At 71.3% G+C, this 22,045-nt stretch carries 20 protein-coding genes and 1 pseudogene; 11 read left to right on the top strand and 10 right to left on the bottom strand.

Going from position 1 to position 22,045, the window contains the following annotated elements; genetic code table 11:
* Positions 1-194: 194 nt before the first annotated feature.
* Positions 195-1,037, top strand: coding sequence for a tetratricopeptide repeat protein (locus tag AB0I16_RS06110; protein ID WP_363248091.1), 843 nt, complete (start codon positions 195-197; stop codon positions 1,035-1,037).
* Between the two features lie 22 nt (positions 1,038-1,059).
* On the opposite strand, the gene AB0I16_RS06105 is transcribed toward AB0I16_RS06110, so the two are convergent.
* Both AB0I16_RS06105 and AB0I16_RS06100 read right to left on the bottom strand, forming a co-directional pair.
* On the bottom strand, positions 1,060-1,374 hold the full coding sequence (locus AB0I16_RS06105; RefSeq protein ID WP_363248090.1) for an AzlD domain-containing protein: 315 nt from the start codon (positions 1,372-1,374) through the stop codon (positions 1,060-1,062).
* On the bottom strand, positions 1,371-2,138 hold the full coding sequence (locus AB0I16_RS06100; RefSeq protein ID WP_363248089.1) for an AzlC family ABC transporter permease: 768 nt from the start codon (positions 2,136-2,138) through the stop codon (positions 1,371-1,373). The genes AB0I16_RS06105 and AB0I16_RS06100 overlap by 4 nt, the downstream gene beginning before the upstream one ends.
* 125 nt (positions 2,139-2,263) lie before the next feature.
* Here AB0I16_RS06100 and AB0I16_RS06095 point away from each other — a divergent pair, with 125 nt between their 5' ends.
* A complete protein-coding gene (locus AB0I16_RS06095) occupies positions 2,264-2,848 on the top strand; it encodes a helix-turn-helix domain-containing protein (RefSeq protein WP_363248088.1) in 585 nt (194 codons plus the stop codon).
* 50 nt (positions 2,849-2,898) lie between these two features.
* Here AB0I16_RS06095 and AB0I16_RS06090 read toward each other — a convergent pair whose 3' ends face one another.
* On the bottom strand, positions 2,899-3,807 hold the full coding sequence (locus AB0I16_RS06090; RefSeq protein WP_363248087.1) for a MurR/RpiR family transcriptional regulator: 909 nt from the start codon (positions 3,805-3,807) through the stop codon (positions 2,899-2,901).
* Positions 3,808-3,928: 121 nt separating this feature from the next.
* Between AB0I16_RS06090 and AB0I16_RS06085 the strand changes: the two genes are divergently transcribed.
* The 6 genes from AB0I16_RS06085 to AB0I16_RS06060 are packed head-to-tail and all read left to right on the top strand — an operon-like array spanning position 3,929 to position 10,336.
* Complete coding sequence (locus AB0I16_RS06085; RefSeq protein WP_363248086.1) at positions 3,929-5,104, top strand: C45 family peptidase; 1,176 nt, start codon at positions 3,929-3,931, stop codon at positions 5,102-5,104.
* Positions 5,101-6,759, top strand: a complete 1,659-nt coding sequence (locus AB0I16_RS06080; protein ID WP_363248085.1) for an ABC transporter substrate-binding protein — start codon at positions 5,101-5,103, stop codon at positions 6,757-6,759. Before AB0I16_RS06085 ends, AB0I16_RS06080 begins: the two co-directional genes overlap by 4 nt.
* 15 nt (positions 6,760-6,774) lie before the next feature.
* The gene (locus tag AB0I16_RS06075; RefSeq protein ID WP_363248132.1) at positions 6,775-7,722 is read left to right on the top strand and encodes an ABC transporter permease; all 948 of its coding nucleotides are present in this window, start codon (positions 6,775-6,777) and stop codon (positions 7,720-7,722) included.
* A complete protein-coding gene (locus AB0I16_RS06070) occupies positions 7,719-8,564 on the top strand; it encodes an ABC transporter permease (protein ID WP_363248084.1) in 846 nt (281 codons plus the stop codon). Before AB0I16_RS06075 ends, AB0I16_RS06070 begins: the two co-directional genes overlap by 4 nt.
* Before the next feature lie 3 nt (positions 8,565-8,567).
* The gene (locus AB0I16_RS06065; protein WP_363248083.1) at positions 8,568-9,521 is read left to right on the top strand and encodes an ABC transporter ATP-binding protein; all 954 of its coding nucleotides are present in this window, start codon (positions 8,568-8,570) and stop codon (positions 9,519-9,521) included.
* Complete coding sequence (locus AB0I16_RS06060; protein WP_363248082.1) at positions 9,518-10,336, top strand: ABC transporter ATP-binding protein; 819 nt, start codon at positions 9,518-9,520, stop codon at positions 10,334-10,336. The genes AB0I16_RS06065 and AB0I16_RS06060 overlap by 4 nt, the downstream gene beginning before the upstream one ends.
* Positions 10,337-11,168: 832 nt before the next feature.
* On the opposite strand, the gene AB0I16_RS06055 is transcribed toward AB0I16_RS06060, so the two are convergent.
* The gene (locus AB0I16_RS06055) at positions 11,169-11,372 is read right to left on the bottom strand and encodes a cold-shock protein (protein WP_006138897.1); all 204 of its coding nucleotides are present in this window, start codon (positions 11,370-11,372) and stop codon (positions 11,169-11,171) included.
* A 335-nt stretch (positions 11,373-11,707) separates the two neighbouring features.
* Here AB0I16_RS06055 and AB0I16_RS06050 point away from each other — a divergent pair, with 335 nt between their 5' ends.
* The 3 genes and pseudogenes from AB0I16_RS06050 (at position 11,708) to AB0I16_RS06040 (ending at position 13,881) form a co-directional block, all read left to right on the top strand.
* Positions 11,708-12,562, top strand: a complete 855-nt coding sequence (locus AB0I16_RS06050; protein ID WP_363248131.1) for a menaquinone biosynthesis protein — start codon at positions 11,708-11,710, stop codon at positions 12,560-12,562.
* 519 nt (positions 12,563-13,081) lie between these two features.
* Positions 13,082-13,280: pseudogene (locus AB0I16_RS06045) on the top strand (serine/threonine protein kinase); the annotation flags it as partial.
* 325 nt (positions 13,281-13,605) lie between these two features.
* A complete protein-coding gene (locus tag AB0I16_RS06040; protein ID WP_363248081.1) occupies positions 13,606-13,881 on the top strand; it encodes a WXG100 family type VII secretion target in 276 nt (91 codons plus the stop codon).
* 60 nt (positions 13,882-13,941) lie between these two features.
* On the opposite strand, the gene AB0I16_RS06035 is transcribed toward AB0I16_RS06040, so the two are convergent.
* The 6 genes from AB0I16_RS06035 to AB0I16_RS06010 all read right to left on the bottom strand — a co-directional run bounded on the left by AB0I16_RS06035 (position 13,942) and on the right by AB0I16_RS06010 (position 21,907).
* A complete protein-coding gene (locus tag AB0I16_RS06035; protein ID WP_363248080.1) occupies positions 13,942-18,405 on the bottom strand; it encodes an FtsK/SpoIIIE domain-containing protein in 4,464 nt (1,487 codons plus the stop codon).
* A 106-nt stretch (positions 18,406-18,511) separates the two neighbouring features.
* Entirely contained in the window at positions 18,512-18,964 is a 453-nt protein-coding gene (locus AB0I16_RS06030; RefSeq protein WP_363248079.1) for a hypothetical protein, read from the bottom strand.
* Between the two features lie 46 nt (positions 18,965-19,010).
* Positions 19,011-19,274 carry a hypothetical protein gene (locus tag AB0I16_RS06025; RefSeq protein ID WP_363248078.1) on the bottom strand — a complete coding sequence of 88 codons (264 nt, stop codon included), beginning with the start codon at positions 19,272-19,274 and terminating at the stop codon, positions 19,011-19,013.
* A 31-nt stretch (positions 19,275-19,305) separates the two neighbouring features.
* Positions 19,306-20,148, bottom strand: a complete 843-nt coding sequence (locus AB0I16_RS06020) for a hypothetical protein (RefSeq protein ID WP_363248077.1) — start codon at positions 20,146-20,148, stop codon at positions 19,306-19,308.
* Positions 20,149-20,230: 82 nt separating this feature from the next.
* The gene (locus AB0I16_RS06015; protein ID WP_363248076.1) at positions 20,231-21,310 is read right to left on the bottom strand and encodes a hypothetical protein; all 1,080 of its coding nucleotides are present in this window, start codon (positions 21,308-21,310) and stop codon (positions 20,231-20,233) included.
* A 342-nt stretch (positions 21,311-21,652) separates the two neighbouring features.
* Positions 21,653-21,907 carry a hypothetical protein gene (locus AB0I16_RS06010; protein WP_363248075.1) on the bottom strand — a complete coding sequence of 85 codons (255 nt, stop codon included), beginning with the start codon at positions 21,905-21,907 and terminating at the stop codon, positions 21,653-21,655.
* Positions 21,908-22,045 lie beyond the last annotated feature (138 nt).

The following is a 22,045-nucleotide window of genomic DNA, read 5'->3' as shown; positions in this document are numbered from 1 at the left end:
ACTTCGCGCACCGGTCCCGTGTCCTGGTGATCCTAGGCGGATGGGGCGGAACAGCCCACTTCTTTTGTGCGGGGCGCGTGTCGGCGGGCATTCCGTGGGGCGTGCGCCCGCGTTGACTTGTTCGCGCTGGTACTCAGGCGGATGCGGCGGCGCTACGTTCGTACTCGGCCTCGGCGACGAACGGAGGACCCGTCATGCCGGAGGAGACCGACCGGCCGCGTCCTGCACGGTTCGAGCAGGCGCTCGCCTGCTTCCGTGAGGCCCGTGAGCTGACCGACCCCGACGACGCGCCGGGGGTCTACGGCGTCATCCTCCACGACGAGGCCGAGACCCACCGCAGCACCGGTGACCTCGGCAGAGCCGTCGGGCTCTTCCGGCAGGCCGTCGCGTACCAGGAGCGCGCGGGCAACCCGAGCGCCCTCACCACCTCGATGGCGGCGCTGGCCAACGTCCTGGTGGCCAAGCGCGAGACCGTCGAGGCGCGGGACGTCCTGAAGCGGCTCGGCGTCGAGATCCCGAAGATCGGCGCGGTCCAGCCGCGCGCGGTCGCGCTGCACAACCTGGGCCTGGCGTACGAGGATCTGGGGAGCCTGGGGGTCGACGAGGCGTACTCCGAGGCGGTGACCGCTCACCGCGCCGTCCTGGATCTGCTGGACGGCGAGAGCGACCCCGGGTGGTACGCCACCGTCCTGCGGGACCTCGGCGACGCCTACGCGGCGCAGGACCTGCTGACGCTGGCGCACGCCTCGTACGAGGAGGCCGTGCGCTACACGCGACGGATCGGGGGCGGGCGGTCCAACTCCCTCGTCACCATGCTGATCGTGCTGGGGCGGGCCAGCCGGCGGCTCGGCACGCTGGAGGGTGAGGTGTGGGTTGACGGCGTGGGCCCGGCGGACGCCGGGGAGGGCTTCGGTGCTCCGCCGGTGCCCGGCGCCCCGCCGCTGCCGGACGCCCCGCCCCCGGAGGCGGAGTCCGACGGAGTGGGGCCCGCCGACGGGCCGCCCGCCGACGTGGAGCCCGCGGGGGAGCAGGCCTGACGGTGGGCGGAGGGAGCCTGCGCTAGGGGACTCCCGCCAGGCGCAGCAGTGCCGTCGCCGCCGCCGCGCCGACGACGACCACCACGAACGGCGCCTTGCGCCAGGCGAGTATCCCGCCGAGGAGGACGCCCGCGGGGCGTGCCCAGCCCGGGAAGCCCTGGCCCTCGGTCAGGGCGCCCGTGGCGAGCAGGGCGACGAGGAGCACGGTGGCCCCCACGGTCAGCAGCTCCTGGACGCGGGCGGGCAGCGCCACGCGCCCGTGCAGCACCGGTCCGGCCAGGCGGAAGGCGTACGTGCCCGCGGCGAGGACGAGGACACAGGCGAGCGTGGCGTTCACGAGGCGCTCCCGGGGGCGGTGGATCGGGGGCGGCGGGGGCCGCGGCGGGCGGCGAGCAGGCCGAGCAGGGCGAGGAGCACCGGCACCCCGGCGGGCAGCAGCGGGGCGGCGGCGACCGCGATGACCGCGCCGGCGGCCGACGCCCGCCGTGCCGCGCCGTCGGCGCGCAGCGCGGGCAGGACCAGGGCGAGCAGGACGGCGGGGAACGCCGCGTCCAGCCCGAACCGGTCGGTGTCGCCGAGCGCCGTCCCGGCGAGGGCGCCCGCGAGGACGCTGACGTTCCACGCCAGGAACAGGCCGATGCCGGATATCCAGAACGCGGCCTTGCGCGCCCTGCCCTCGTCCTGGGCGAGCACGAAGGCGGCCGTCTCGTCGGTGATGAGGTGCGCGCCGATCAGCCGCGCCGCCCACGAGCGGCCGAGGTCGTCGGCGAGGGCGAGGCTGAACGCGGCGGTACGGGAGTTGAGGAGCAGTCCGGTCGCCGCCGCGGCCACGGGGCCGCCACCCGCGGTGAGCAGAGCGACCGCGCTGAACTGGGCGGAGCCCGCGTACACGAGCAGCGACATGAGGACGGGCACCCAGAGGGGAAGCCCGCCCGCGACGGCGATCGCGCCGAAGGAGACGCCGACGACGGCGTCGGCGAGCCAGACGAGGGCGATGTCGCGCAGGACGCCGGGCGGGAGGTCGGAGAGGCGGACGAGGGAGGCGCCCGGCCGGAACCCCGTTCGGCCCGGCGGATCGTTTGTTCGGTGTGGCGAACGCATGCATCGTAGGATGAGCAGTGCGGGGTGCGTTCGTCAAGGCGAACGAATGGCCTTGTGCAGCGAACGAAATGGCTTCGTACGGCCAACGATGTGCGAAACGAAGCGTCCGATCAGGAGCGAAAGCGATGACCAACGGCACCGGCCCCGGTGGCGCCCCGCCGTCCCGCATGCCCCGCGAATGGGTCGCCGCGGCGCTGCGCCGCGAGCGCGCGAGGGCCGGGATCTCCCTCTCCGAGCTGGCCAAGCGCGCCGGGATCGCGAAGTCCACCCTCTCGCAGCTCGAGGCGGCCACCGGCAACCCCGGCATCGAGACGATCTGGGCGCTGGCCGTGGCGCTCGGGGTGCCGTTCAGCGTCCTGGTGGAGTCGCCCGCGCCCGCGGTGACGGTGATCCGGGCGGGCGAGGGTCCGACCATGCACGCGGAGAACTCCTCGTACGCGGGCACCCTGCTCTCCGCGGGACCGGCCGGGGTGCGGCGCGACATCTACCACGGGGCGCTGGAGCCCGGCGCCCCGCGCGAGTCGGACCCGCACATCCCCGGCTCGATGGAACACCTGGTCATCAGCACCGGCCGCCTCCTCGCGGGCCCGCGGGGCGAGGCGGTGGAGCTGGGCCCCGGTGACTTCATGTCGTACCGCGGGGACGTGCCGCACTCCTACGAGGCCCTTGAGCCGGGCACGACGTTCGTGATGGTCATGCAGCACGTCTAGCGACTCGTGCCGCGGCGCGTCCGGCGGCTCGTGCGCGCGTCGGCGGCCGGCTACTGCTTGCGCGGCTTCGGGGACAGCAACTGCTCGCGCAGGGCGGTCAGCTGGTGCGAGGTGTCGACCGCCCGTGTCTCGTCCAGCGTGGTCAGCGCGAGCAGCAGCGCGTCCGCGACCACCAGGGCGGTGAGCGCCTCGGTGGTGATGCCCGTCGGGGTGTGCGGGGCGGTGAGGACGGCGTCGACCCGGGAGCCGTACAGCTCGGCGAGTTCGTCGGTGACCAGGACGACCCGCGCGCCGACCGCGCGCGCCCGCTCGATCAGGACCGTCAGCTCGGGCAGCGCCCGGCCGGGCTGGAAGATCACCACCGCGTCGCCCGTGCGGATGCCGAGCAGCGCGTCGGCGAGCGCGAAGCCGGTGTCGCCGACGTAGCGGGAGCGGTGGCCGATGCGGCCGAGTGCCAGGGCGAGGTGGCGGGCGGCGAGTTCGGACGCCGCCACTCCGTAGCAGTGGGTCTCCGTGGCTTCCGCCAGGGCCTCGACCGCCGTGCGCAGGGCGTCGTCCGGGGTGAGCCTGCGGGCGTGCTCGATGCGCTCGGCGGCCTCGTCGAAGACGTCGCCCCAGATGTCGCCGAGGTCCCCGCCGACATGCGCGATGCGCCGCTTGAGACGGACCTCGGGGGCGACCGCCGAGGTGAAGTCGGACGCCAACTCCCGCTTCAGGGCGGGCAGTCCGGCGTATCCCAGGCGTTGCAGGGCGCGCACGACCGTGGCGTTGCTCGTGCCGCTGGCGGTGCCGAGCTCCTGGGCGCTGGCGAAGAGCAGGGACTCGGGCGGCGCGCTCACCACGTACTGGGCGACGGCGCGCTCGGAGGCGGACAGCGTCTCCCACTGGTCGCGCACGGCCGCGCGGAGCCGGTCCACCCCGGCGGCGTCCGCCGCCCCCGCACTCTCTGAAATTCCCATTACGGCTCTTGACTCTCGTGTGATGGCGGTTACTCTCCTGGGCAACGCATTCCAAGAGGAGAGCATCTCGTAACCGACGTTACAGGACGTCGTCGCGGGACCTCTCCGCGGTAGGAGAACAATGGCACCCCGCACGCTCCCCGTGATCGAGATCTCCGGTACGCCCGTCGAACGCGGACGCCAGTACGGCGAAGCGGTCCGCCCGCGGATACGGGCCGCGATCGGCTACTACGAAGAGGCATTCGGCCACTCCGCGGGCCTGACCTGGGACCGCGTCACCGCACGGGCCGCCCGCTGGCTCGACCCGGTCAGCGACTACGCGCCCCACCTCGTGGAGGAGATGCGGGGCATCGCCGACGGCGCGGGCGTCACGCTGCCCGACGTGCTCGCGCTCAACGCCCGCGGCGAGGTCATCTACGACCGCTCCTTCGCCGACATGGCAGAGGCGTCCCCAAAGGCGGCTCCCGGGCGGCCCGACGAGGAGCCCGCCGAGGGCTGCACGTCCTTCGCCGCGTACGGGGCGGCCAGCGGCGACGGGCACGTCTACGCGGGGCAGAACTGGGACTGGCGCGCGGGCGTCGCCGACACCGTCGTCATGATCCGGGTCGTGCAGCCGCCGAAGCCGACCTTGATCATGCAGGTCGAGGCGGGACAGATCGGCCGCCAGGGCGCCAACTCGGCGGGGATCGCGCTCAACGCCAACGGCCTGGGCGGACGCTTCGACGACGCCGTCGGCCTCCCGCAGACCGTCGTGCGCCGCAGCGTGCTCGACCGGGCGACCGTCACCGACGCCCTCGACGTGCTCTGCCGCACCCGCGCCCACATCGCCAGCAACGCCCTGCTGACCTGCCGCGAGGGCTTCGCCATCGACCTGGAGACGACCCCCGCCGGGCACGGCTGGATGTACCCGACCGACGGCCTCCTCGTGCACGGCAACCACTACCAGGCGGGCGTCCCGGCCGCCCTCGCCGACGGCTACCGGCCCCTGTCGTCCGACTCGCTCGTCCGCGTCCCGCGCGCCGAGGAGGGACTGCGGGCCCTGCGCGCCTCCACGGGCCCCGACGAGTCCCGCAAGCTGATCAAGCAGGCGATGTCCGACCACCTGGGCCTGCCCGAGTCGCTCTGCACCCACCCCGACCCACGCGGCCCCGCCGTCAAGCACTGGGCCACGCTCGTCTCCTCCTGCGTGGACCTGACCACCGGCGACTACCACGTGACCGCGGGCACCCCCTGCGACCGCGAGTACCAGCACATGCCCTGGAACCTCTACGACGGCCCGTACGGAGAGACCTCATGAGCCCCCTGACCGCGCCGGGGCACCGGCGCGCGGCCCTGGCGGGACTCGCCGCCACCGCCCTGCTCGCCACCGCCTCGTGCAGCGGCGCCGACACGGCGGCGCTCGGCGGCGAGCCCGCCGACGCCGCCGAGCTGAAGCTCACCGCGACCACGCCCGCCGCCGAGGGGCGGCAGGACACGGTGGACTGGCTCCTGGAGGACGAGCCCGACTCGCTCGACCTCGACACCCAGGGGTCGAGCGCCGGACGCGTCGTCCTCACCAACGTCTGCGAGCGGCTCTACCAACTCCAGCCCGACATGAGCATCGAGCCGTTCCTCGCCACCAAGGCCCGCACGCCCGACGACAGGACCCTCGTCCTGACCGTCAGGGACGGCGTCACCTTCCACGACGGGTCGGCACTCACCGCCGACGACGTGCTGTGGAGCCTGCGGCGGCACGCCGACCCCGACATGGAACAGGCCGACGAGTTCGGCAACGTCCGCTCGATGAGGAAGACCGGCGACCGCGAGATCACCATCCGCTTCAAGGCCCCCGACGCCCTCTTCACCAAGGCGCTCGCGGGCGACGCCGGCATCGTCTGGAACAAGGAGCAGGTCACCGCCTCCGGCAAGGAGTTCGGCACCCCGGGGCAGAGCGACGCGTGCTCGGGCCCCTACGAACTGACCGGCTGGAAGTCCGGCGACTCCCTCACCATCGAGGCGTACGAGGACTACTGGGGCGAGCAGTCCCTGACCCGCCGGGTGACGTTCCGCTGGGCCTCCGACAGCGCCATGGTCAACGCCCTGAAGACGGGCGCCGCCGACGGGACGTACGCCGAATCCCCGAACACCGCCTCCGCCCTGCGCGCCGCCCAGGGCATCGACCAGCACTACGGCCCCTCCACCGCCTCGCTCGTCCTCATCCCGACCGCACGCGGCGGCCTGAAGGACCCGCAGATCCGCCGCGCCCTCTCCCTCGCCATCGACCGCGAAGGCATCGCCAGGTCCGGATACGGCGGGCTCGTCCAGCCCTGGGCCACCCCCGTCGGCTCGGGGGCGTGGGGGTACGAGAAGCCGCGGTTCGCCGCCGCCCAGGAGGAACTGGCCGCGCTGGCACCCGCCACGCCCACCGCCGAGACCCTCGCCGAGGCCAAGCGCCTGGTGAAGGCCGCGGGCGCGCCCACGGAACCCGTCGTCATCGGCACCGACAGCAGCCAGGGCCGCACCGTCGTCGCCAACGCCACGCGCGCCGCGCTCCAGCGGATCGGGCTCAAGGGGCAGATCAAGACCGTGCCCACCGCGCAGTTCGAGGAGTTCTACAGCGACCCCGGGGCCCGCGCCGACATCGACGTCCTGGTGGGGGACTGGTACATCTCCAAGGCCGACCCCATGGGCTTCTACGACAACGGCCTCTCCGACTCCTCCAACAACTGGGTCGGCTTCAAGGACGCCACCTACGACAAGCTCGTCCACCGGGCGCTCGGCACCCTCGACGACACCCGGCGCGCCGAACTCGCCGTCGACGCGCAGCGCCGCTTCGTGGACGCCGCCGTGTGGATACCGCTCGGCCAGGTGCCGACCGCGCTCGTCCTCGACGACCGCCTGACCGGACCCCCGGCCTCGCAGTCCTACCTCTACTACCCGTGGGCCGCCCTGCTCGGCCCCAAGAAGGGCTAGGTGCGGGCGATGACCCTGCTCTCCCGGACGGCCCGCCGCGTCGCGGGCCTGCTCGCCACGCTCTTCGCCGCGTCGTTCGTCATCTTCGCCGCCGTGTACGCGGCCCCCGGCGACCCGGCGGTCTTCCTCGCCGGAGGCCGCGACAAGCTGACCCCCGAACGGCTCGCGAGCGTCCGCGCCCAGTACCACCTCGACGAACCGCTGGCCGTCCAGTACGGCCGGTGGCTGTGGGACTGCGTCCACCTCGACCTGGGGCGGTCCTTCAAGTACAGCGACCAGGTCGCCGACCTCGTCGCGGCCCGCTTCCCCACCACCCTCCAGCTCGTCGCCTACGCCACGCTCCTCTTCGTCGTCCTCGGCGTCGGCGCGGGCGTCCTCGCGGCGGTCAAGCGGTCCACCTGGGTCGACTCCCTCGTCGTCGGCGGCACGACCCTGGCGGCCTCCGTGCCCTCCTTCGTCGCCGCCATCGCCCTGGTCTCGCTCTTCGGCGTACAGCTCGGCTGGTTCCCGGTCACCGGCAGCGGCGAGGGCTTCGGCGGCACCCTGCGCCACCTCACGCTGCCCGCGCTGTCCCTGGCGCTCGGCGCGCTCGCCGTCATCAGCCGCGTGACACGCCAGGCCATGGCCGACGCCGCCGCCTCCGACCACGTGGAGGCGGCCCGCGCCTCCGGCGTCCCCGAGCGGGACATCATCAGGCGGCACGTGCTGCGCAACGCGCTCGGCCCCATCGTCACCATGTGCGGCCTCATCATGGCGGGCATGCTCGCGGGCACCGTCGTCGTCGAGACGGCCTTCGGCATCAGCGGCATCGGCTCGCTCCTCGTCGGCGCCATCAACACCCACGACTTCCCGGTCGCCCAGGCGGTCCTGCTGCTCATGGTCACCGGCTACACCGTGGTGACCACGCTGGTCGACCTCGTCCACCCCCTCCTCGACCCCCGCGTGAAGGGAGCCACGACATGACGGCCACCACTCTCGCCCCGGCCCCGCCGCCCGTACGCGGCGGATACCCCCTCGGCGTCACCGTCGCCGGCGCCTTCCTCGCCCTGGTCGTCCTCGCGGCGCTCTTCGCCCCGCTCCTCGCGCCCTACGCCCCGGACGCCATCGACCTCTCCGCGTCCCTCGTCGGCACGGGCGGCGAACACCTCCTCGGCACCGACTCCTCCGGCCAGGACCTGCTCTCCCGCGCCCTGTACGGGGCCCGCACCAGCCTCATCGCCCCGGTCCTGCTGCTCGCGCTGGCCGCCGTGCTCGGCATCTCGCTCGGGGTGCTCGCCGCGTGGCGCGGCGGCTGGGTGGACGCCCTGGTGTCCCGCCTGACGGACGTCATGTACGCCTTCCCCGGCCTGCTGTTCACCGTCCTGATCATCGCGGTGTTCGGCGCGGGCACGACGACCTCCGTCCTCGCCCTCGGCCTGGCCTTCACCCCGACGATCGCCAAGTACACCCGCTCCCTCGCCCTCTCCGAGGCCCGCAAGCCGTACGTCGACGCCTACCGGGTGCTCGGCATGGGCGGCGCCCGCATCTGCGCCCTCCACGTCGTACCGAACCTCGGCCGCGCCGTCCTCGGCTACCTCGTGGTCCTCTTCGGCGAGGCCCTGATGTCCCTGGCGACCCTGTCCTACCTCGGCTTCGGCGCCCAACCGCCCTCCTCCGACTGGGGCCTGATGGTGCAGGAGGGCCAGGCCGCCGTCGTCCAGGGCGCCCTGCTCCCCGCCATGGTGCCCGGCACCGCCATCGCCCTCGTCGTCGTGTCCTTCAACGTGGTCGGGGTCTGGGCCGCCGACCGGCTGGGAAGCAGGTGAGCCATGCCGCTCCTCGACATCGCAGACCTGACGGTCCGCATCCCGGGCACCGCGCGGCCGGTCCTCGACGGGGTCACGCTGCACGTACGGCCGGGCGAAGTCGTCGGCCTGGTCGGCGAGTCGGGCTCCGGCAAGTCGACGACGGCCAAGGCGGCCATCGGACTGCTGCCGCCCGGCGCGACGGCGACGGGACAGGTCCGCTTCGCGGGCACCGACGTCCTCGGCCTCACCGGCGAACGGCTCCGCGCCCACCGCGCGGGCCCCGTCGGCATGGTCCACCAGGACCCCCGCGCCGCCCTCAACCCGGTACGCCGCATCGGGGACTTCCTCACCGAACGCGGGGCGACACGCGCCCGAGCGGCCGAACTCCTCGCGTCGGTGGGCCTGTCCGAGCCGGAACGCCGGCTGCGCCAGCGCCCGCACGAACTCTCCGGCGGCATGCTCCAGCGCGTCGTCATCGCGGGCGCGCTCGCCGCCGAACCGCGCCTGCTCCTCGCCGACGAGGCGACCAGCGCCCTGGACGTCACCACCCAGGCGGAGATCCTCGCCCTGCTGCGCACCCTGCGGGCCGGCCGCGACCTGGGCCTGCTCCTCATCACCCATGACCTGCACCTCGCCGCCGCGTACTGCGACCGGGTGTACGTGATGTACGCGGGCCGCGTGGTGGAGGAACGCTCGGCCGAGGCCCTCTTCGCGACCCCGGCCCACCCGTACACCCGGGGCCTGCTGTCCTGTTCCCCCACGCTGCGCACGTCCACCGTGGGCGCGCCCGTTCCCCTGACCCCGATACCGGGCCGCCCGCCGTCCCTCGCGGACGCCTTCACGGGCTGCCCCTTCGTGGACCGCTGCCCGGTCGCGGAGAGCGCGTGCGAGACCTGGCCGCCGGAGCCGAAAGCCCTGCCGGACGGCGGTACGACGTCGTGCCGCGTCCTCCCCGTGGAAGCGAGCCGGACATGACCGATCCCCTGCTGGAGGCGTCGGGCCTCACCAAGACGTACGCCCTGCCGGGCGGGGGCCGCCACACGGCCGCCGAGGACATCGCGTTCACCGTTCCCCCGGGCGGGGCCCTGGGCATCGTCGGGGAGTCCGGCTCGGGCAAGACGACGGTGGCGCGGATGCTGGTGGGCCTCGTACGGCCCGACGAGGGGGAGATCCGCGTCGAGGGCAGCCCCCGCCCCTCCCGCCCCCCGAGGGGGAAGCCCGCCCGCCTGGCCAGGGCGCGGCAGATCCAGATGGTCTTCCAGGACCCCTACATCTCCCTGGACCCCCGGCTCACGGCGGAGCAGTGCGTCGCCACGGCCCTGCGGCTGCACGGGAGGGACGAGTCCACGGCCGCCGGGCTCCTCGACCGGGTGGGCCTCGGCACGAGCGAGGCGCGGGCCCGCCCGAGGGAACTCTCCGGCGGCCAGCGCCAGCGCCTGGCCATCGCGCGCTCCCTTGCGGTGGACCCCAAGGTCCTGGTCCTCGACGAGGCGGTGGCAGCGCTCGACGTCTCGATCCAGGCCCAGATCCTGCAACTCCTGGAGGAGATCCGCAGGGACACGGCCGTGGCCCTGATCTTCGTCAGCCACGACTTGGCGGTCGTCCAGCACGTGACGGACGAGGTCCTGGTCATGCGCAGAGGCAAAGCGGTGGAACACGGCCCGACCCACAGAGTCCTGACAGCCCCGGCAAACCCCTACACCCGCCTCCTCCTGACCTCGGTCCCCAGGAAGGGCTGGGACCCGGCTACCGCGACACGGGGAAGGGAATCACTCCCGAACTCGAACTGAGGCTGCCCACCGCCCACCGGGGCGCGAGGGGCGGCGCGGGGTGCTGGGCCGCGGGGCGCTGGGCCGCGGGGCGCTGGGGCCGCTGGGCGAGCGGGGCCGCGGGGCGGGGGTGGGCAGTGGCTTGGCCGGGCTGCGGGCTGGCGGCCGGTGCGGCCGGGGAGGCCGAGGGGCGAACTGGGCCCCAGGCCGAGCGGAGGGTGGGCCGAGGCGTCCGCAGGGCGAGGCGGACGAGGCGGGGCCACTGGCTCGGCCGGGCTGCGGGCTGGCGGCCGGTGCGGCCAGGGCACCGTGGGGCGAGGCAAACCACCGGCCGGCCAAGCCGGGCCGTAGGCCGAGTGTGGCCAGGGGGCGAGCCGGGCCGCAGGCCGAGCCGGGCCACTGGCTCAGTAGAGCCGCGAGTCGGTGACTGGCGCGGATGGGCACCCGCGGGGCGAGACAGGCCGCAGGCCGAGCTGTGCTGCGGGGCTGAGCCGGGCCGCGGGCCGAGCTGGGCTGCGGGGCTGAGCCGGGCCGCGGGGCTGAGCCGAGCCGCGGGGCCCGAGCCGGCCCACTGGCTCAACCGGGCTTCGGGCCGGTGGCCGGTGCGGCCAGGGAGGCCGAGGGGCGCGGCGGGCCGTAGGCCGAGCCGGGTCGCAGGCCAAGCACCAGCCGGGTCGCAGGCCGAGGGGAGTCGGGGCCGAGCCATGGCGGTGCGCAAGGCCCAGGGGCCAGAAAAGGCAGGAGCCCCGCTTCCCCCGTTCGCACGGAGGAGCAGGGCTCCTTGGGTACTGCATCCATGTCCGGATCAAGTCACCGGAGGGAATCACACGCCCCACTCACGTGGGGCGTCCGATCACATCGGGGTGACGTTCTCCGCCTGCGGACCCTTCGGGCCCTGCGTCACGTCGAAGGAAACGGCCTGGTTCTCCTCAAGGGAGCGGAAGCCGTTCGCGTTGATCGCGGAGTAGTGGACGAAGACGTCCGGGCCGCCGCCTTCCTGGGCGATGAAGCCAAAGCCCTTTTCAGCGTTGAACCACTTCACGGTTCCGGTAGCCATAAGCCCTCCTTGGGCCAAAGGGTTGCCCTGCTCCAGAACCAGCGATTGTTTAAACAACTGCATAAGTCTGAAAACGACGAGAGCCCGCGGGTCACATGCTCCGCAGGCTCTGTACTGCAAGGGAAACCAAACTGCAACTTGCGGCGAGCTTAGCACGCAGACCGGGGAATGCAATAGGGGGCAAGATCACGTCACCCGGATGTTTGACATGGCCCCCAGGCGGGTTGACGAGGCACGCGAGGCCCCCGACGGCCACCTCGTACCGCAGTGGGGCTAGCCTCCCCGATGTGGACAATTCTCCCCTGGACGCCTTTGCGGGGGCAGGCGCCGAACAACTGCCCGACTCCCCTCGCACCCCTCGGCCGCGCGTCGGCCACATCCAGTTCCTGAACTGCATGCCCCTCTACTGGGGCCTCGCGCGGACCGGAACCCTCCTCGACTTCGAGCTGACGAAGGACACCCCGGAGAAGCTCAGCGAACAGCTGGTGCGCGGCGAGCTCGACATCGCTCCCGTCACCCTGGTCGAGTACCTCAAGGCCGCCGACGACCTGGTCGCCTTCCCCGACCTGGCGGTCGGCTGCGACGGCCCCGTCATGTCGTGCGTGATCGTCTCGAAGGTCCCCCTCGACCGGCTCGACGGCGCCCGCGTCGCGCTTGGCTCGACCTCCCGCACCTCGGTCCGCCTCGCCCAGCTCCTGCTCGCCGAGCGGATCGGCGTACGGCCCGACTACTACACCTGCCCGCCCGACCTGGGCCTGATGATGCGCGAGGCGGACGCCGCCGTCCTGATCGGGGACGCGGCGCTGCGCGCGAACCTCATCGAGGGCCCGCGCCTCGGCCTGGACGTCTACGACCTGGGGGAGATGTGGAAGGAGTGGACGGGCCTGCCGTTCGTCTTCGCGGTCTGGGCCGCGCGGCGCGACTACGCGGCGCGTGAGCCGGAGGTGGTGCGCCAGGTGCACCAGGCGTTCCTCGCCTCCCGCGACCTCTCGCTGGAGGAGGTCACGAAGGTGGCCGAGCAGGCTGCGCGCTGGGAGACCTTCGACGCGACCGTCCTGGAGCAGTACTTCACGACGCTCGACTTCCGCTTCGGCGCCGCACAGCTGGAGGGCGTCACGGAGTTCGCCCGCCGGGTGGGGCCGACGACGGGCTTCCCGGCGGACGTCCACGTGGAGCTGCTGGGCTCCTGACCCCTTGGCGGTCGACGGGGCGGGCAGTTCCGAAGGCCGGGCGCATTCACGGCCCGGCCCACTCCCGGAACCCACAGTTCCGATACGCCGGGCGCGGTTCTCGCCGAATTGCGGCGGCGGCCCGGTGGATATCGCGATATCCCTTCGGGCGTAATAGTTCCCGGCGTCCGTATTGCGTACGAACGTCATCCCGGTGAACGGCGGCCTCTCGCCCGACTTCTGCCGACGGTTGCCCCGGCCGACAGCCAACGGGAATTGCGCCCCGCCACGGCCCGGCCATGGGCATGGCAATGGGCCTGCCAGTGAGCAAGACGACGGACAAGGCGAAGAGCGCATACCGGCCAGGTATTGGCACCGCCCGGAAGGCATCGAACGACGGGCGACGGATGACGGACGACGGCCAACAGAGACGGCCCCGCCCCGCACCGGTTCCGCACTACGCCGATCCGCAGGGACGAACAGAAAGCCCGGTCCGCGCAGGCGGCGCGCGGGCCCGCAGGGGTACGACGCGCCTACCGCCTGCTCGGCCTGCTCGGCGCGGGCGGCATGGGCCGGGTCCACCTCGGCCGCAGTGAGGGCGGCCGCACGGTCGCGGTGAAGCTCGTGCATCCGCACTCCGCGCTCGACTAGGAGTCCCGCGCCCGCTTCCGCCGCGAGGTGGACGCCGCGCGGCCGGACGGCACCCGTGCTCGCGGCGGACCCGGACGCCGCCGTGCCGCGAACCTCGCCGAGGCGCTGTGCACCGACGTACCGACCCTCACGTCGGCCCCCTCCGAACGCCTCGTGCCCACGGCCGAGGGCGCCCCCACGAACGGCACCCGGTGCGCCCAGACCCGACAGCGGGCAACCCACGGGCACGGCTCTCGCGGGTGCGGTGAGCCTGGCGACCGGAGCTTTCAAGTCGCCTGTGAACAGGGCCCACTGCACCCCTCATCGTTGCAAGGGTGCGACAAAGGAACCACTTTCCGCGGCCCGAGCTGGTGCGGTAGCGTCCCGTGTGACACATGAGTCCGTTTGCGTTAGCGACACGGGGAGGAAGCCAGATGGCGGACATCGACCGCGGTGCAAAACTTGAGAAGCTTCAGAAGCTCTACGAAGCTTTCCAGAAGAAGGAGACCGAGGTCCGTGACCTGATCTCGCTCCTGGACGGTCAGGCCAACGACAGCCATGGCTTCTGGGCGGGCCCCGGCGCCAACCGGTTCCGCGACGAATGGCGTGACTTCAAGCCGCAGGTCAACAAGCTGGCTGACTCGCTCCACGACGCGTACAAGTCGGCCAAGAACAGCCACGACAGGATTGAGCAGGCCACGGCGGCCTGATGCCGCGGGCTTGCCGGCCGGTGCGACCGATGATCGGTCGCACCGGCTTTTTCCTGCCGGTCAGTCGTCGAGAATCGCCTGAACAGGCGTCATCTGCCCGCTCTGGATGAGGAGCCCGCGCCCCACGGGGCCGCCGCCGTCGATGGACAGGCGTACGTTGAACAGCTCTCCGTCCGACGCGCTCTGCGGGGCCAGGATCATGCCCTGGCGCGAGCGCCTGGCTTCCACGACGAACCCTCGGTACTGGGAGTTCAGCGTGTCCGTCGCGCCGGCCACGACGATGCCGATGCCACCGTCCCTCCCGCTCTGCGCGACTTCCTCCAGCGCACGGTCCAGCGACGTGTCGTAGAGCATGTCGGCGTCGTCGGCCACGACGGCGTACTTCCCGCCCCCCGCGCCCTCGATCAGCTCGGTGAGCTCACGCTCGGAGCTGTCCGCGGTGAGCACGCCGAGGACACCGGGCTCGTCCTCCAGGTCGCGCAGGGGCGAGCGCCTGGGAGTGACGAGGACCAGCGGCACCTGATTGGCCAGCAGGCTCCGCGCCGCGACCACCAGGGCCGTCGAACGCCCGGACTTGGGCGGCCCGGCGATGACGAAGCCGGGCCCCGACTCGTCCAGATCGACACCGATCGGCGTGAGTTCGTCGCCGCCGACGCAGAGCAGCGTCCACAGCGGGGACGGCGGTGCGAAGGAGGGGTCGAGAGCACGGGCCTGGCTCGCGGTGACCCGCATCGGCAGTTCGTCCACCCGAAGCGGCCGGCGGTCGCGCGGCAGCACCGGATGACGCAGGCGCGCCTCCTCCGCGATCCTGCGCAACGCCGCGACCTGCGCCTGGCCGGAGGGGTCGCGATCGAGCAGCGCGATCTGGCTCTCCTGAGCACCCGCGTCCGTGATGCGCAGCGCACGCCCGGGAGGCATCGTCTTCGGCACGTCGCGGGCGGAGAGCCCCGCCAGGGAGTACTCGTTGGCGTCGGTGAGGCGCAGGATCAGCTTGTCGGCGAAGGACGGCGAGACCTGGCCGCTGAACCCGCTGCGGTCAGCCGTCATGACGACCTTCAGGCCGACCGCCGCGCCCTCCCTGAAGATCTTGACGATCATCTCGACGAGACGGCCGTAGTCGATGCCTTCGAGAGCCGACGTGTAGCCCTCCCAGCCGTCGAGGAGGAGCACCATCCACGGCAGCCGGTCCTCAGGCGCGGCCGTCGCACGCTGCTCCGTGGCGCTGGACAGGCCTTCCATGGCCAGCAGTTGCTGGCGGCGTGAGACCTCCGCCGCCAGCCGGTCGAGGAGGCGGCGCACACGGCCGGGCTGGTCCCGGGTGACCACGGCTCCGCAGTGCGGCAGGTTGGTCAGGGGCAGCAGGGCGTTCGCCCCGCAGTCGATGCCGTACAGATGCACGTCGGCGGGGGACGTGGTGCTCGCGAGCGCGCCGGCGAGGGTCCGCAGGGCGGTCGAGCGGCCCGAGCGGGGCCCGCCCGCCAGCATGATGTGGTCGCCGTGCACCAGGTCGAGTGCCAGCGGCGCCCTGCTCTGCTGGGCGGGGAGGTCCGTGAGACCGATGTGGATCGGTGCGACCTCGTCGGTCGCCGACGGCACGGCGTCCGGCAGGTCGGCGAGCGACAGCACATCCGTCAGCGGTTCGAGCCAGGGGCTCCGCTGCGGTCCGAACCGCATCAGCTCCGCCCCTTCGCGGATGGCGCCGACGAGGACGCTGAGGTCGGTCACGAGCGTCCCGTCGTCACCGTCCTCGACGACGCGGGGGGCCGGGCGGCCGAATGACCCCCAGGAGACGGGCGTGGCGACGGCCTGGGGGCGGTTGGAGCCGACGCTCGGCCGGCGTCCACCGATACGGGCCGACTGCACGGCGACGAGCGACTGCGCACCGGAACGGACGTAGGCGCGTCCGGGGGTCGACTTCGCGATGGACCCGGCGTCCGGTGCGTCGATGACGTCCGAGGACTCGGCGCCGTCGGTGACGCGGAGGGCGATACGCAGGTTGGTGTTGGCCCGGATGTCCGCGCTCACCACACCGGCGGGACGCTGGGTGGCGAGGATGAGGTGGACCCCCAGAGAGCGGCCTCGCCTCGCGATGTCCACGAGGCCCGCGATGAAGTCCGGGAGTTCCGCCACGAGGGAGGCGAACTCGTCGATGACCAGCACGAGGCGGGGCATGGGCTCCAGTTCGGGCCGCACCTTCCTCGTGTCGTCGTAGTCCTCGATGTCCTTCGCGGCCGTGTCGAAGAGGATCTCCTCTCGCCGCTTGAGCTCGGCGGCGAGCGAGGCGAGCGCTCGCTCCGTGAGGTGGGCGTCGAGGTCGCTGACCATGCCGACGGTGTGCGGGAGTTGCGCGCAGTCGAGGAACGCGCTGCCGCCCTTGTAGTCGATGAGGACGAAGTTGAGGGCGTCCGGGCGGTTGGCCAGCGCGAGCGAGGTGATGATGGTCTGCAGCAGTTCGGACTTGCCGGCGCCGGTCGTACCGGCGACCAACGCGTGCGGGCCGTCCCTGCGGATGTCCAGCAGGAAGGCTCCGTCACCGGCGATGCCGATCGGCACCTCCGTGGTGGAGCCGCCCCGCTGCCAGATGCCGGCGACGTCCGCGCCCGTGGGGTCCGGCATCCCGAGGAGGGACAGCAGCCGCGCGGAGGTGGGCAGCGCGGCGTCGGCGTCGTCCAGGCTCACATCGCGTACGGGAGCGAGTGAACGGGCCACCAGTTCGCACCAGCCGGGTGACACCTGGTCCGCCAGGACGTCTCCGACCGATTCCAGTCCGCCACCGCCGATGCCGACGTGGTTCGGCCGGTCGGGCAGCCCGCTGACCGCGGCCTTGCACTCCTCTGGCAGGAGCCGCTCGTCCTCGTCGATGCAGAGGGCGAAAATGCCGTGGCCGGGACCCTCCTGCAGCAGCTGGGGGACCCCGGGCATCCGGCGCAGCAGCCGGGCACCGTCCAGGACGACCAGGGTGAAGGGGTCGGGACGCAGGGACTTGGACGCCCCGAAGTCCCTGGCGCCGGCCTTCCTGCGTTCCAGTTCGGCGAGGAGTTCGTGGACGCGGCGGCCCACGACCTCGGGTTCGGAGCCGATCAGCGAGATGCAGTCCTGGCCGAGCTGAGGGGCCGTGTGCGGAAGCCAGTGGGCCCACTCCCAGGCGGCCCGGGCGTCACCGGCGGAGGACAGGACGACCAGCGAGAGGTCCCGCGGGCTGTGCAGCACCGTGGCCTGGGCGACCAGCCAGTGGGCCATCGCCAGACTCAGCCGGCGGTCGCCGGCCACACCGATGACGCCCAGCTCGGCGAGCGGGACCACGGCCGGGACGTGGGTCACCACGGGTGGCTCCGGCGGATCGTCGAAGGCGCCGGTCTTGACGGCGCGCATCTCGACGTCGACGGGCAGGTCGGCCATGCCGACCCGCAACTGCAGCACATCCGGATCGACGAGCCTGCGTTCCCACAGGCGGCGGCGCGGACCGGTGGCGAAGAGGAGCACCTGGGCCGGGTCGGGGTGTGACTCGCGGCGGGCCCGCTGGTCGGCCTCGGCCAGCTCGCCGAGCCTCACGTCGTACTCGACGAGTGCCTTCTTGTACTCCTTGACGGCCTTCTTGTGGCGTTTGCGCTCGTGCCGGGCCTCGCCCACCCAGTAGCCGATCATCATCAGCGGGCTCATGGCGCAGAAGAGCAGGGTGTAGATCTGCTTGGTCATGAAGTACATGACCAGGCCGAACACGGCCGGAATGAAGGAGGCGAAGAGCTGGAGGCGAGGGCCTTCCCCCTTGACCGGCTCGGCGGGCAGGACCACGCGGGGCCGCTGCCGCAGCGGTGAGAGCCGCGGCGGCCGGTTGTACGCGTAGCCACCGTCGTCCGTGGGCGCGAGGTGGGCGTCGGGTTCTTCCGCTTCGCGAAGGACGATGAGGGAGTCACCGGCCTGGACGAGGGAGCCGACGGGCCAGGCCTGGTCCGCTTCGACCGGCTCGTCGTCCAGCGTCAGGGACGCCCCGGCCTGCGGGTGGATCGTCACGCTGCCGTCGACATTGACGGAGAGCTTGGCGGCGAGCGGGGCGAGGGTCGCGTCGGCGACGGAGAGGGAACAGGTCGGCCCGGACCCGAGGGTCGCCACGCCTGCCTGCACACGAGCGATCCGCCCGGCGTCGGGCCCACCGCAGACCCGCAGTTCGAACCGGCCCGTCGGCTCCCCGGCTCGCATGAAAGGCCCGATGGCCTCGTCGGTGGTGACGCGCACACCGTCACGGAGGACGGAGGCGGCGGGGGCGGAGGGGTCGCAGTGCCTGCCGTCGACCCAGAGGGAGGGGGCCGTCCGCGGGAAGGGGGACTTCGAAGCGGCGAATCCCGTACCGGCAGCGGCGGCCCGGATCGCGGAAGGGAGTCGCCCGACCGCGAGGTGAGATGACGAGGCCAGGTCCGCGCCGCCCAGACAGGCGGCCACGTCACCGGCCGTCGCCTCGTCCTCCAGGGAGACCATGACGTCCTGCGGGGCTATGCCTTCCCGCACGACTGTCACCAGGACTCGCATCGTTGTCTTCCTTCCGACCCGTGCAGGGGTGATCGCGGATTGCTGTCGTCGAACGTTTCACTGGTGGCCGCTGTGCCGACAGCGGGTGGCCGATTCAAAGGGCCCTTTATTGCTCTGTCTGCCTGTAGACCAGTACGGAAACGCTGGGTGCAAATGCATCGACCGCGGCCTGGAGCTTCTCAGGGTCGAGCCGCCAGAAATTGATCGGCCGACTGTCGAGCAGAAGGTCGTACTCCACATGTGGGGCGATCATCGCGGCTGACTGCGGCGTCATCTTGCTGTTCGGGCCGGCGAGGCGCGGAGCCTCCGGGTGGCGCCGAAGGCCGATGTGATTGATGCCCCGGCCCGCCGTTCTCTGATACCACAGGACCACGGAGCGGATGTCTTTCCATGGCGCAAACGCAGTTTGCTTGCCGTACTGAGCCGGGGCTCCGCCGAGCAGCACACCTTCGCTGTCCACGCGGAGAGCCACCAGCTTCTTCCATCCTGCGCCCGAGAGGAGCTGGAAGGGCGTGCGGAGAAAGGTCGCCTCGTAAACTCGCGGATCGCTATCGACCATGGGGAACCTATCGGTACGTTGCAGGGAGGCGGTGAGTGGTCACCGCCTACTTGTTGTTCGCCTTCTTCTTCTCTTCTTCCTCCTGTACGCGCTGGAGGATCTTTGTGCGCTGGCCTCGGGCGGCGTCGAGGGCGTCGTGCAACTTTTTGCGCTTGCGCCCCCATTCTTCCCGGAAGTTATCAGCCGCCGGCCCCTTCCATACGTCGTGGCCACTGGTCGCGTCTACAGCGTCGAGCGTCCGATCGATTTCATCGGCGAACCGCTTCAGGTTGACCAGGTCTCTTCTGCATTCTTCGACGCGTTCACTCATGGGTACGCTCCCCTCCGTGGTGTTCGAGACGTTACTCGGCCGGCATCGTGATCAGGCGAACGATCTCGGAATTGAGGGAACGATCGCTGACAGATCTCGCTTGCACACCGCTGGGAGCGCGAGGTTTGTCGACACGCACGGTCCACACGGAATTCTCGGTCGCGTATGCGGTCACCAGTGGACCGGGCTCGTCCCCGAGTACGATCAACTGGCTCACCACCAGAGCGTTGTCGATCGCCTCACCGAGCGGACCGTCGACCCGGTCACTGGTCATGGCCGTCGGGTCGAGCTGATGTGTCTTGCTGTCCTTGTCCGCGACGCCGAACGGGTCGACCAGAACCTGCATCATCTTGGCCGCGTCCTCGGCCGAGCTGGCGAGGGTGAAGATGTGCATGCCCCCACCGGTCACCTGCTCGATGAGCATGAGTGCGGGGGAGTGCACATAGACGAATCCATGCACGCTGCCCCTGGAGGTCTGCTGCTCAACGGCGAGTGCGCTGCTCGCGGTTCGCCGCAGAACCAGAGCGAGGTCGACGTCGAGGCTGATCCGCATGTCGACATCCGCGGTGCCCCCCTTCTCGAACTGCCCCTCGGACCGCATCAGAGCGTCGAGCTCAGGAATGTTCGCGATCTCTATGGCGCCGCGGGAGGCGAGTGAGCGGATGGCGGTCGCCAGCACCCATTCACGCTGCTCGGCCTCCAAGGTGGCCAGATGGGGAGTAGGCGCTATGACCTCGTCCAGCGCGCTCGGGTCCAGCACGGCCAGTTCTTCGTCCGTGAGCTGGATCAGAGGCTGGGTGCCTCCTTCGGACAAGGCGTCCCCGAGGAACTCGCGGAACTTCTCCAGCTCGATCCCCAGTTCAGGGTGGGGCACTCGATACTCCTAACGCTCTGTTCGTTGATAGACGGTGACGGCGGTCGGGACGCTCACGGCATCACGACAGTGGGAGTGCTGATCACCAGAAGCCAAACTTCCGCACGGAGCCGGGTACGAGATTGGTCACGGCATGTTTGGCGCCGTCCACAATCTCCTTCCCCTTGTCCACTGTGTCCCCGGCCCATTTCGTTGTCGCGTTCCAAGCCTTCTTCGCGTTCCGCTTGATGGCTTCTCTGTTGTCATAGGCGTAGGTTCCAAGGAAGTAGGCACCTGCTACGCCCAGTGCCACCCAACCGACCACGGGCACGGCGGCAGCGACGCCCGCACTCGCGCCGAGTGCCAGTGCGGCCCCTTCGCCGGCCACGACAGCACCGGCGCCGGCCAGCTCAAGACCACCCATCCCGCGGTCGAATCCGCCCAGCACGCCCTTGTGGTCGGGGAGGAAGAGCTGCTTCGTGCCGTGCAGGGCAGCCAGCGGGAGACTGATCCGGTCCAGGATGCTGAGTCCCGGTGCCTGGTTCAACAGGGTTGCGGGGAGCGGGATCTTCAGCTTCGTCGTAATGAACTTCCGGGCCACCTGCTGCCACTTCCACGGCTGCTGGTACAGGCCCTCGATCTGCTTGAGCTTGAGAACCTCTCGGAGGTACTCGATGTTCTTCAGCTTGAGCCGGTCACCCGTTACACCGAAGTACTTGTTCAGCTCAAGGACGGCTTTTGCCGCTTTGACGTTCTCGCCTTGCTTCCATCGCTGGAAGAGCTGCAGCGATGCCTCGATGCCGGATGCGATCTTGGTGAGCTTGAGAGGGGCGGTGACATGCGTCTTCAGCTCCTTGAGCTCGTCGACGTACTCGCCGACTTCCCCTTTCTTGTCCTTCACGCTCTGCCAGGTATCGAGAACGCCGGTCATTCCGATGAGTATGAGTTCGGCCTTGGGGTCGGCGTCCAGGATGCCGATCCGCCGCCGGATGTCCTTCGCCTGGTCCTGGGACCAGGTGGACTGTGCCGGAAACTTTCCGAGGTCTCCCTGGTCGCCGTCCCACTTGGCGAGAAGGCCGGAAATGAGGGGGCCTTGGATGGAGAGGGCGCCGCCCGCGACGTCCAGCGCGGCAGCGAGTTTGCGCGCCTCCTCCTTCTTCATCCCTCGGAATTCGTCTGCCATGTGCTTCCCCCGTTGTAGGCGATTGACGTATTGATGTGCTCAGGAGCGCGGCAGGTGCCGCCCTCGCCGGTTCCTGCCGTTCAGCGGACGGGCCCCGCCCATGGGTGGCATGGCGGCGGCTGCCAGGTGCGGCGGATCACGGTCGACTCCCAAGGGGCGAGGGTTACTACAGAGGACTGACGCTAGCGACGGGGCTCCTGGTTCGCCAGTGCGAAGCGGCTTGGCGCACAGGGCATTTGCCTCGATAGATCAACGAACCGGGGCGGAGCGGCGGAGACGTCTGCTCGCCGTCAGCGCTCACCGACGCTGTGGCGCCCGCGCCGGGAGTGCCGGAAGCGCAAGCTAGGGCTTCTTGGCTTCCTCGACCGTCTTGTCGCATTCGCGGGCTTCCTTGCGGAGTTCCTCCGCCACGTTGTGGCATCTCGTCTGCCACTTCTTCAGCTCGCCGCGCGTGTGGTCCGCGTGCGGGCCCGCCCACTTCTTCATCGTGGTGGTGGCGTATGTGTGGGGAGAGTCCGCGAGACCGTCGATGTGATCCGCGAGGCTCCGCAGTTGGGTGGCCCGCTTGCTCAGCTCTTGCAGCTCGGGGTCGGCCACGTCCGATTCCCTCCTTCTCGTCGGTGCCGTGCGACGCCCTGGAGGTACGGGGGTACGGGTGGGACGCCTGTGGCCCGGCGCCTCCCTCTGGGGTGCAGCCACTGCCGGGGACATGAGCGTACTCAGAGACGTCGGTCG

Source organism: Streptomyces sp. NPDC050703 (assembly GCF_040654435.1).
Taxonomy (GTDB): Bacteria; Actinomycetota; Actinomycetes; order Streptomycetales; family Streptomycetaceae; genus Streptomyces.
Note: the sequence above shows the minus strand (reverse complement) of the source record. Positions and strands in the feature narration are given on the sequence as shown.

Bases quoted from the DNA above. Each gene is read 5' to 3' on its own strand.
- AB0I16_RS06110 (WP_363248091.1), top strand. From the start codon at position 195: ATGCCGGAGGAGACCGACCGGCCGCGTCCTGCACGGTTCGAGCAGGCG.
- AB0I16_RS06100 (WP_363248089.1), bottom strand. From the start codon at position 2,138: ATGCGTTCGCCACACCGAACAAACGATCCGCCGGGCCGAACGGGGTTC.
- AB0I16_RS06095 (WP_363248088.1), top strand. From the start codon at position 2,264: ATGACCAACGGCACCGGCCCCGGTGGCGCCCCGCCGTCCCGCATGCCC.
- AB0I16_RS06090 (WP_363248087.1), bottom strand. From the start codon at position 3,807: ATGGGAATTTCAGAGAGTGCGGGGGCGGCGGACGCCGCCGGGGTGGAC.
- AB0I16_RS06085 (WP_363248086.1), top strand. From the start codon at position 3,929: ATGGCACCCCGCACGCTCCCCGTGATCGAGATCTCCGGTACGCCCGTC.
- AB0I16_RS06080 (WP_363248085.1), top strand. From the start codon at position 5,101: ATGAGCCCCCTGACCGCGCCGGGGCACCGGCGCGCGGCCCTGGCGGGA.
- AB0I16_RS06070 (WP_363248084.1), top strand. From the start codon at position 7,719: ATGACGGCCACCACTCTCGCCCCGGCCCCGCCGCCCGTACGCGGCGGA.
- AB0I16_RS06065 (WP_363248083.1), top strand. From the start codon at position 8,568: ATGCCGCTCCTCGACATCGCAGACCTGACGGTCCGCATCCCGGGCACC.
- AB0I16_RS06060 (WP_363248082.1), top strand. From the start codon at position 9,518: ATGACCGATCCCCTGCTGGAGGCGTCGGGCCTCACCAAGACGTACGCC.
- AB0I16_RS06055 (WP_006138897.1), bottom strand. From the start codon at position 11,372: ATGGCTACCGGAACCGTGAAGTGGTTCAACGCTGAAAAGGGCTTTGGC.
- AB0I16_RS06040 (WP_363248081.1), top strand. From the start codon at position 13,606: ATGGCGGACATCGACCGCGGTGCAAAACTTGAGAAGCTTCAGAAGCTC.
- AB0I16_RS06035 (WP_363248080.1), bottom strand. From the start codon at position 18,405: ATGCGAGTCCTGGTGACAGTCGTGCGGGAAGGCATAGCCCCGCAGGAC.
- AB0I16_RS06030 (WP_363248079.1), bottom strand. From the start codon at position 18,964: ATGGTCGATAGCGATCCGCGAGTTTACGAGGCGACCTTTCTCCGCACG.
- AB0I16_RS06025 (WP_363248078.1), bottom strand. From the start codon at position 19,274: ATGAGTGAACGCGTCGAAGAATGCAGAAGAGACCTGGTCAACCTGAAG.
- AB0I16_RS06015 (WP_363248076.1), bottom strand. From the start codon at position 21,310: ATGGCAGACGAATTCCGAGGGATGAAGAAGGAGGAGGCGCGCAAACTC.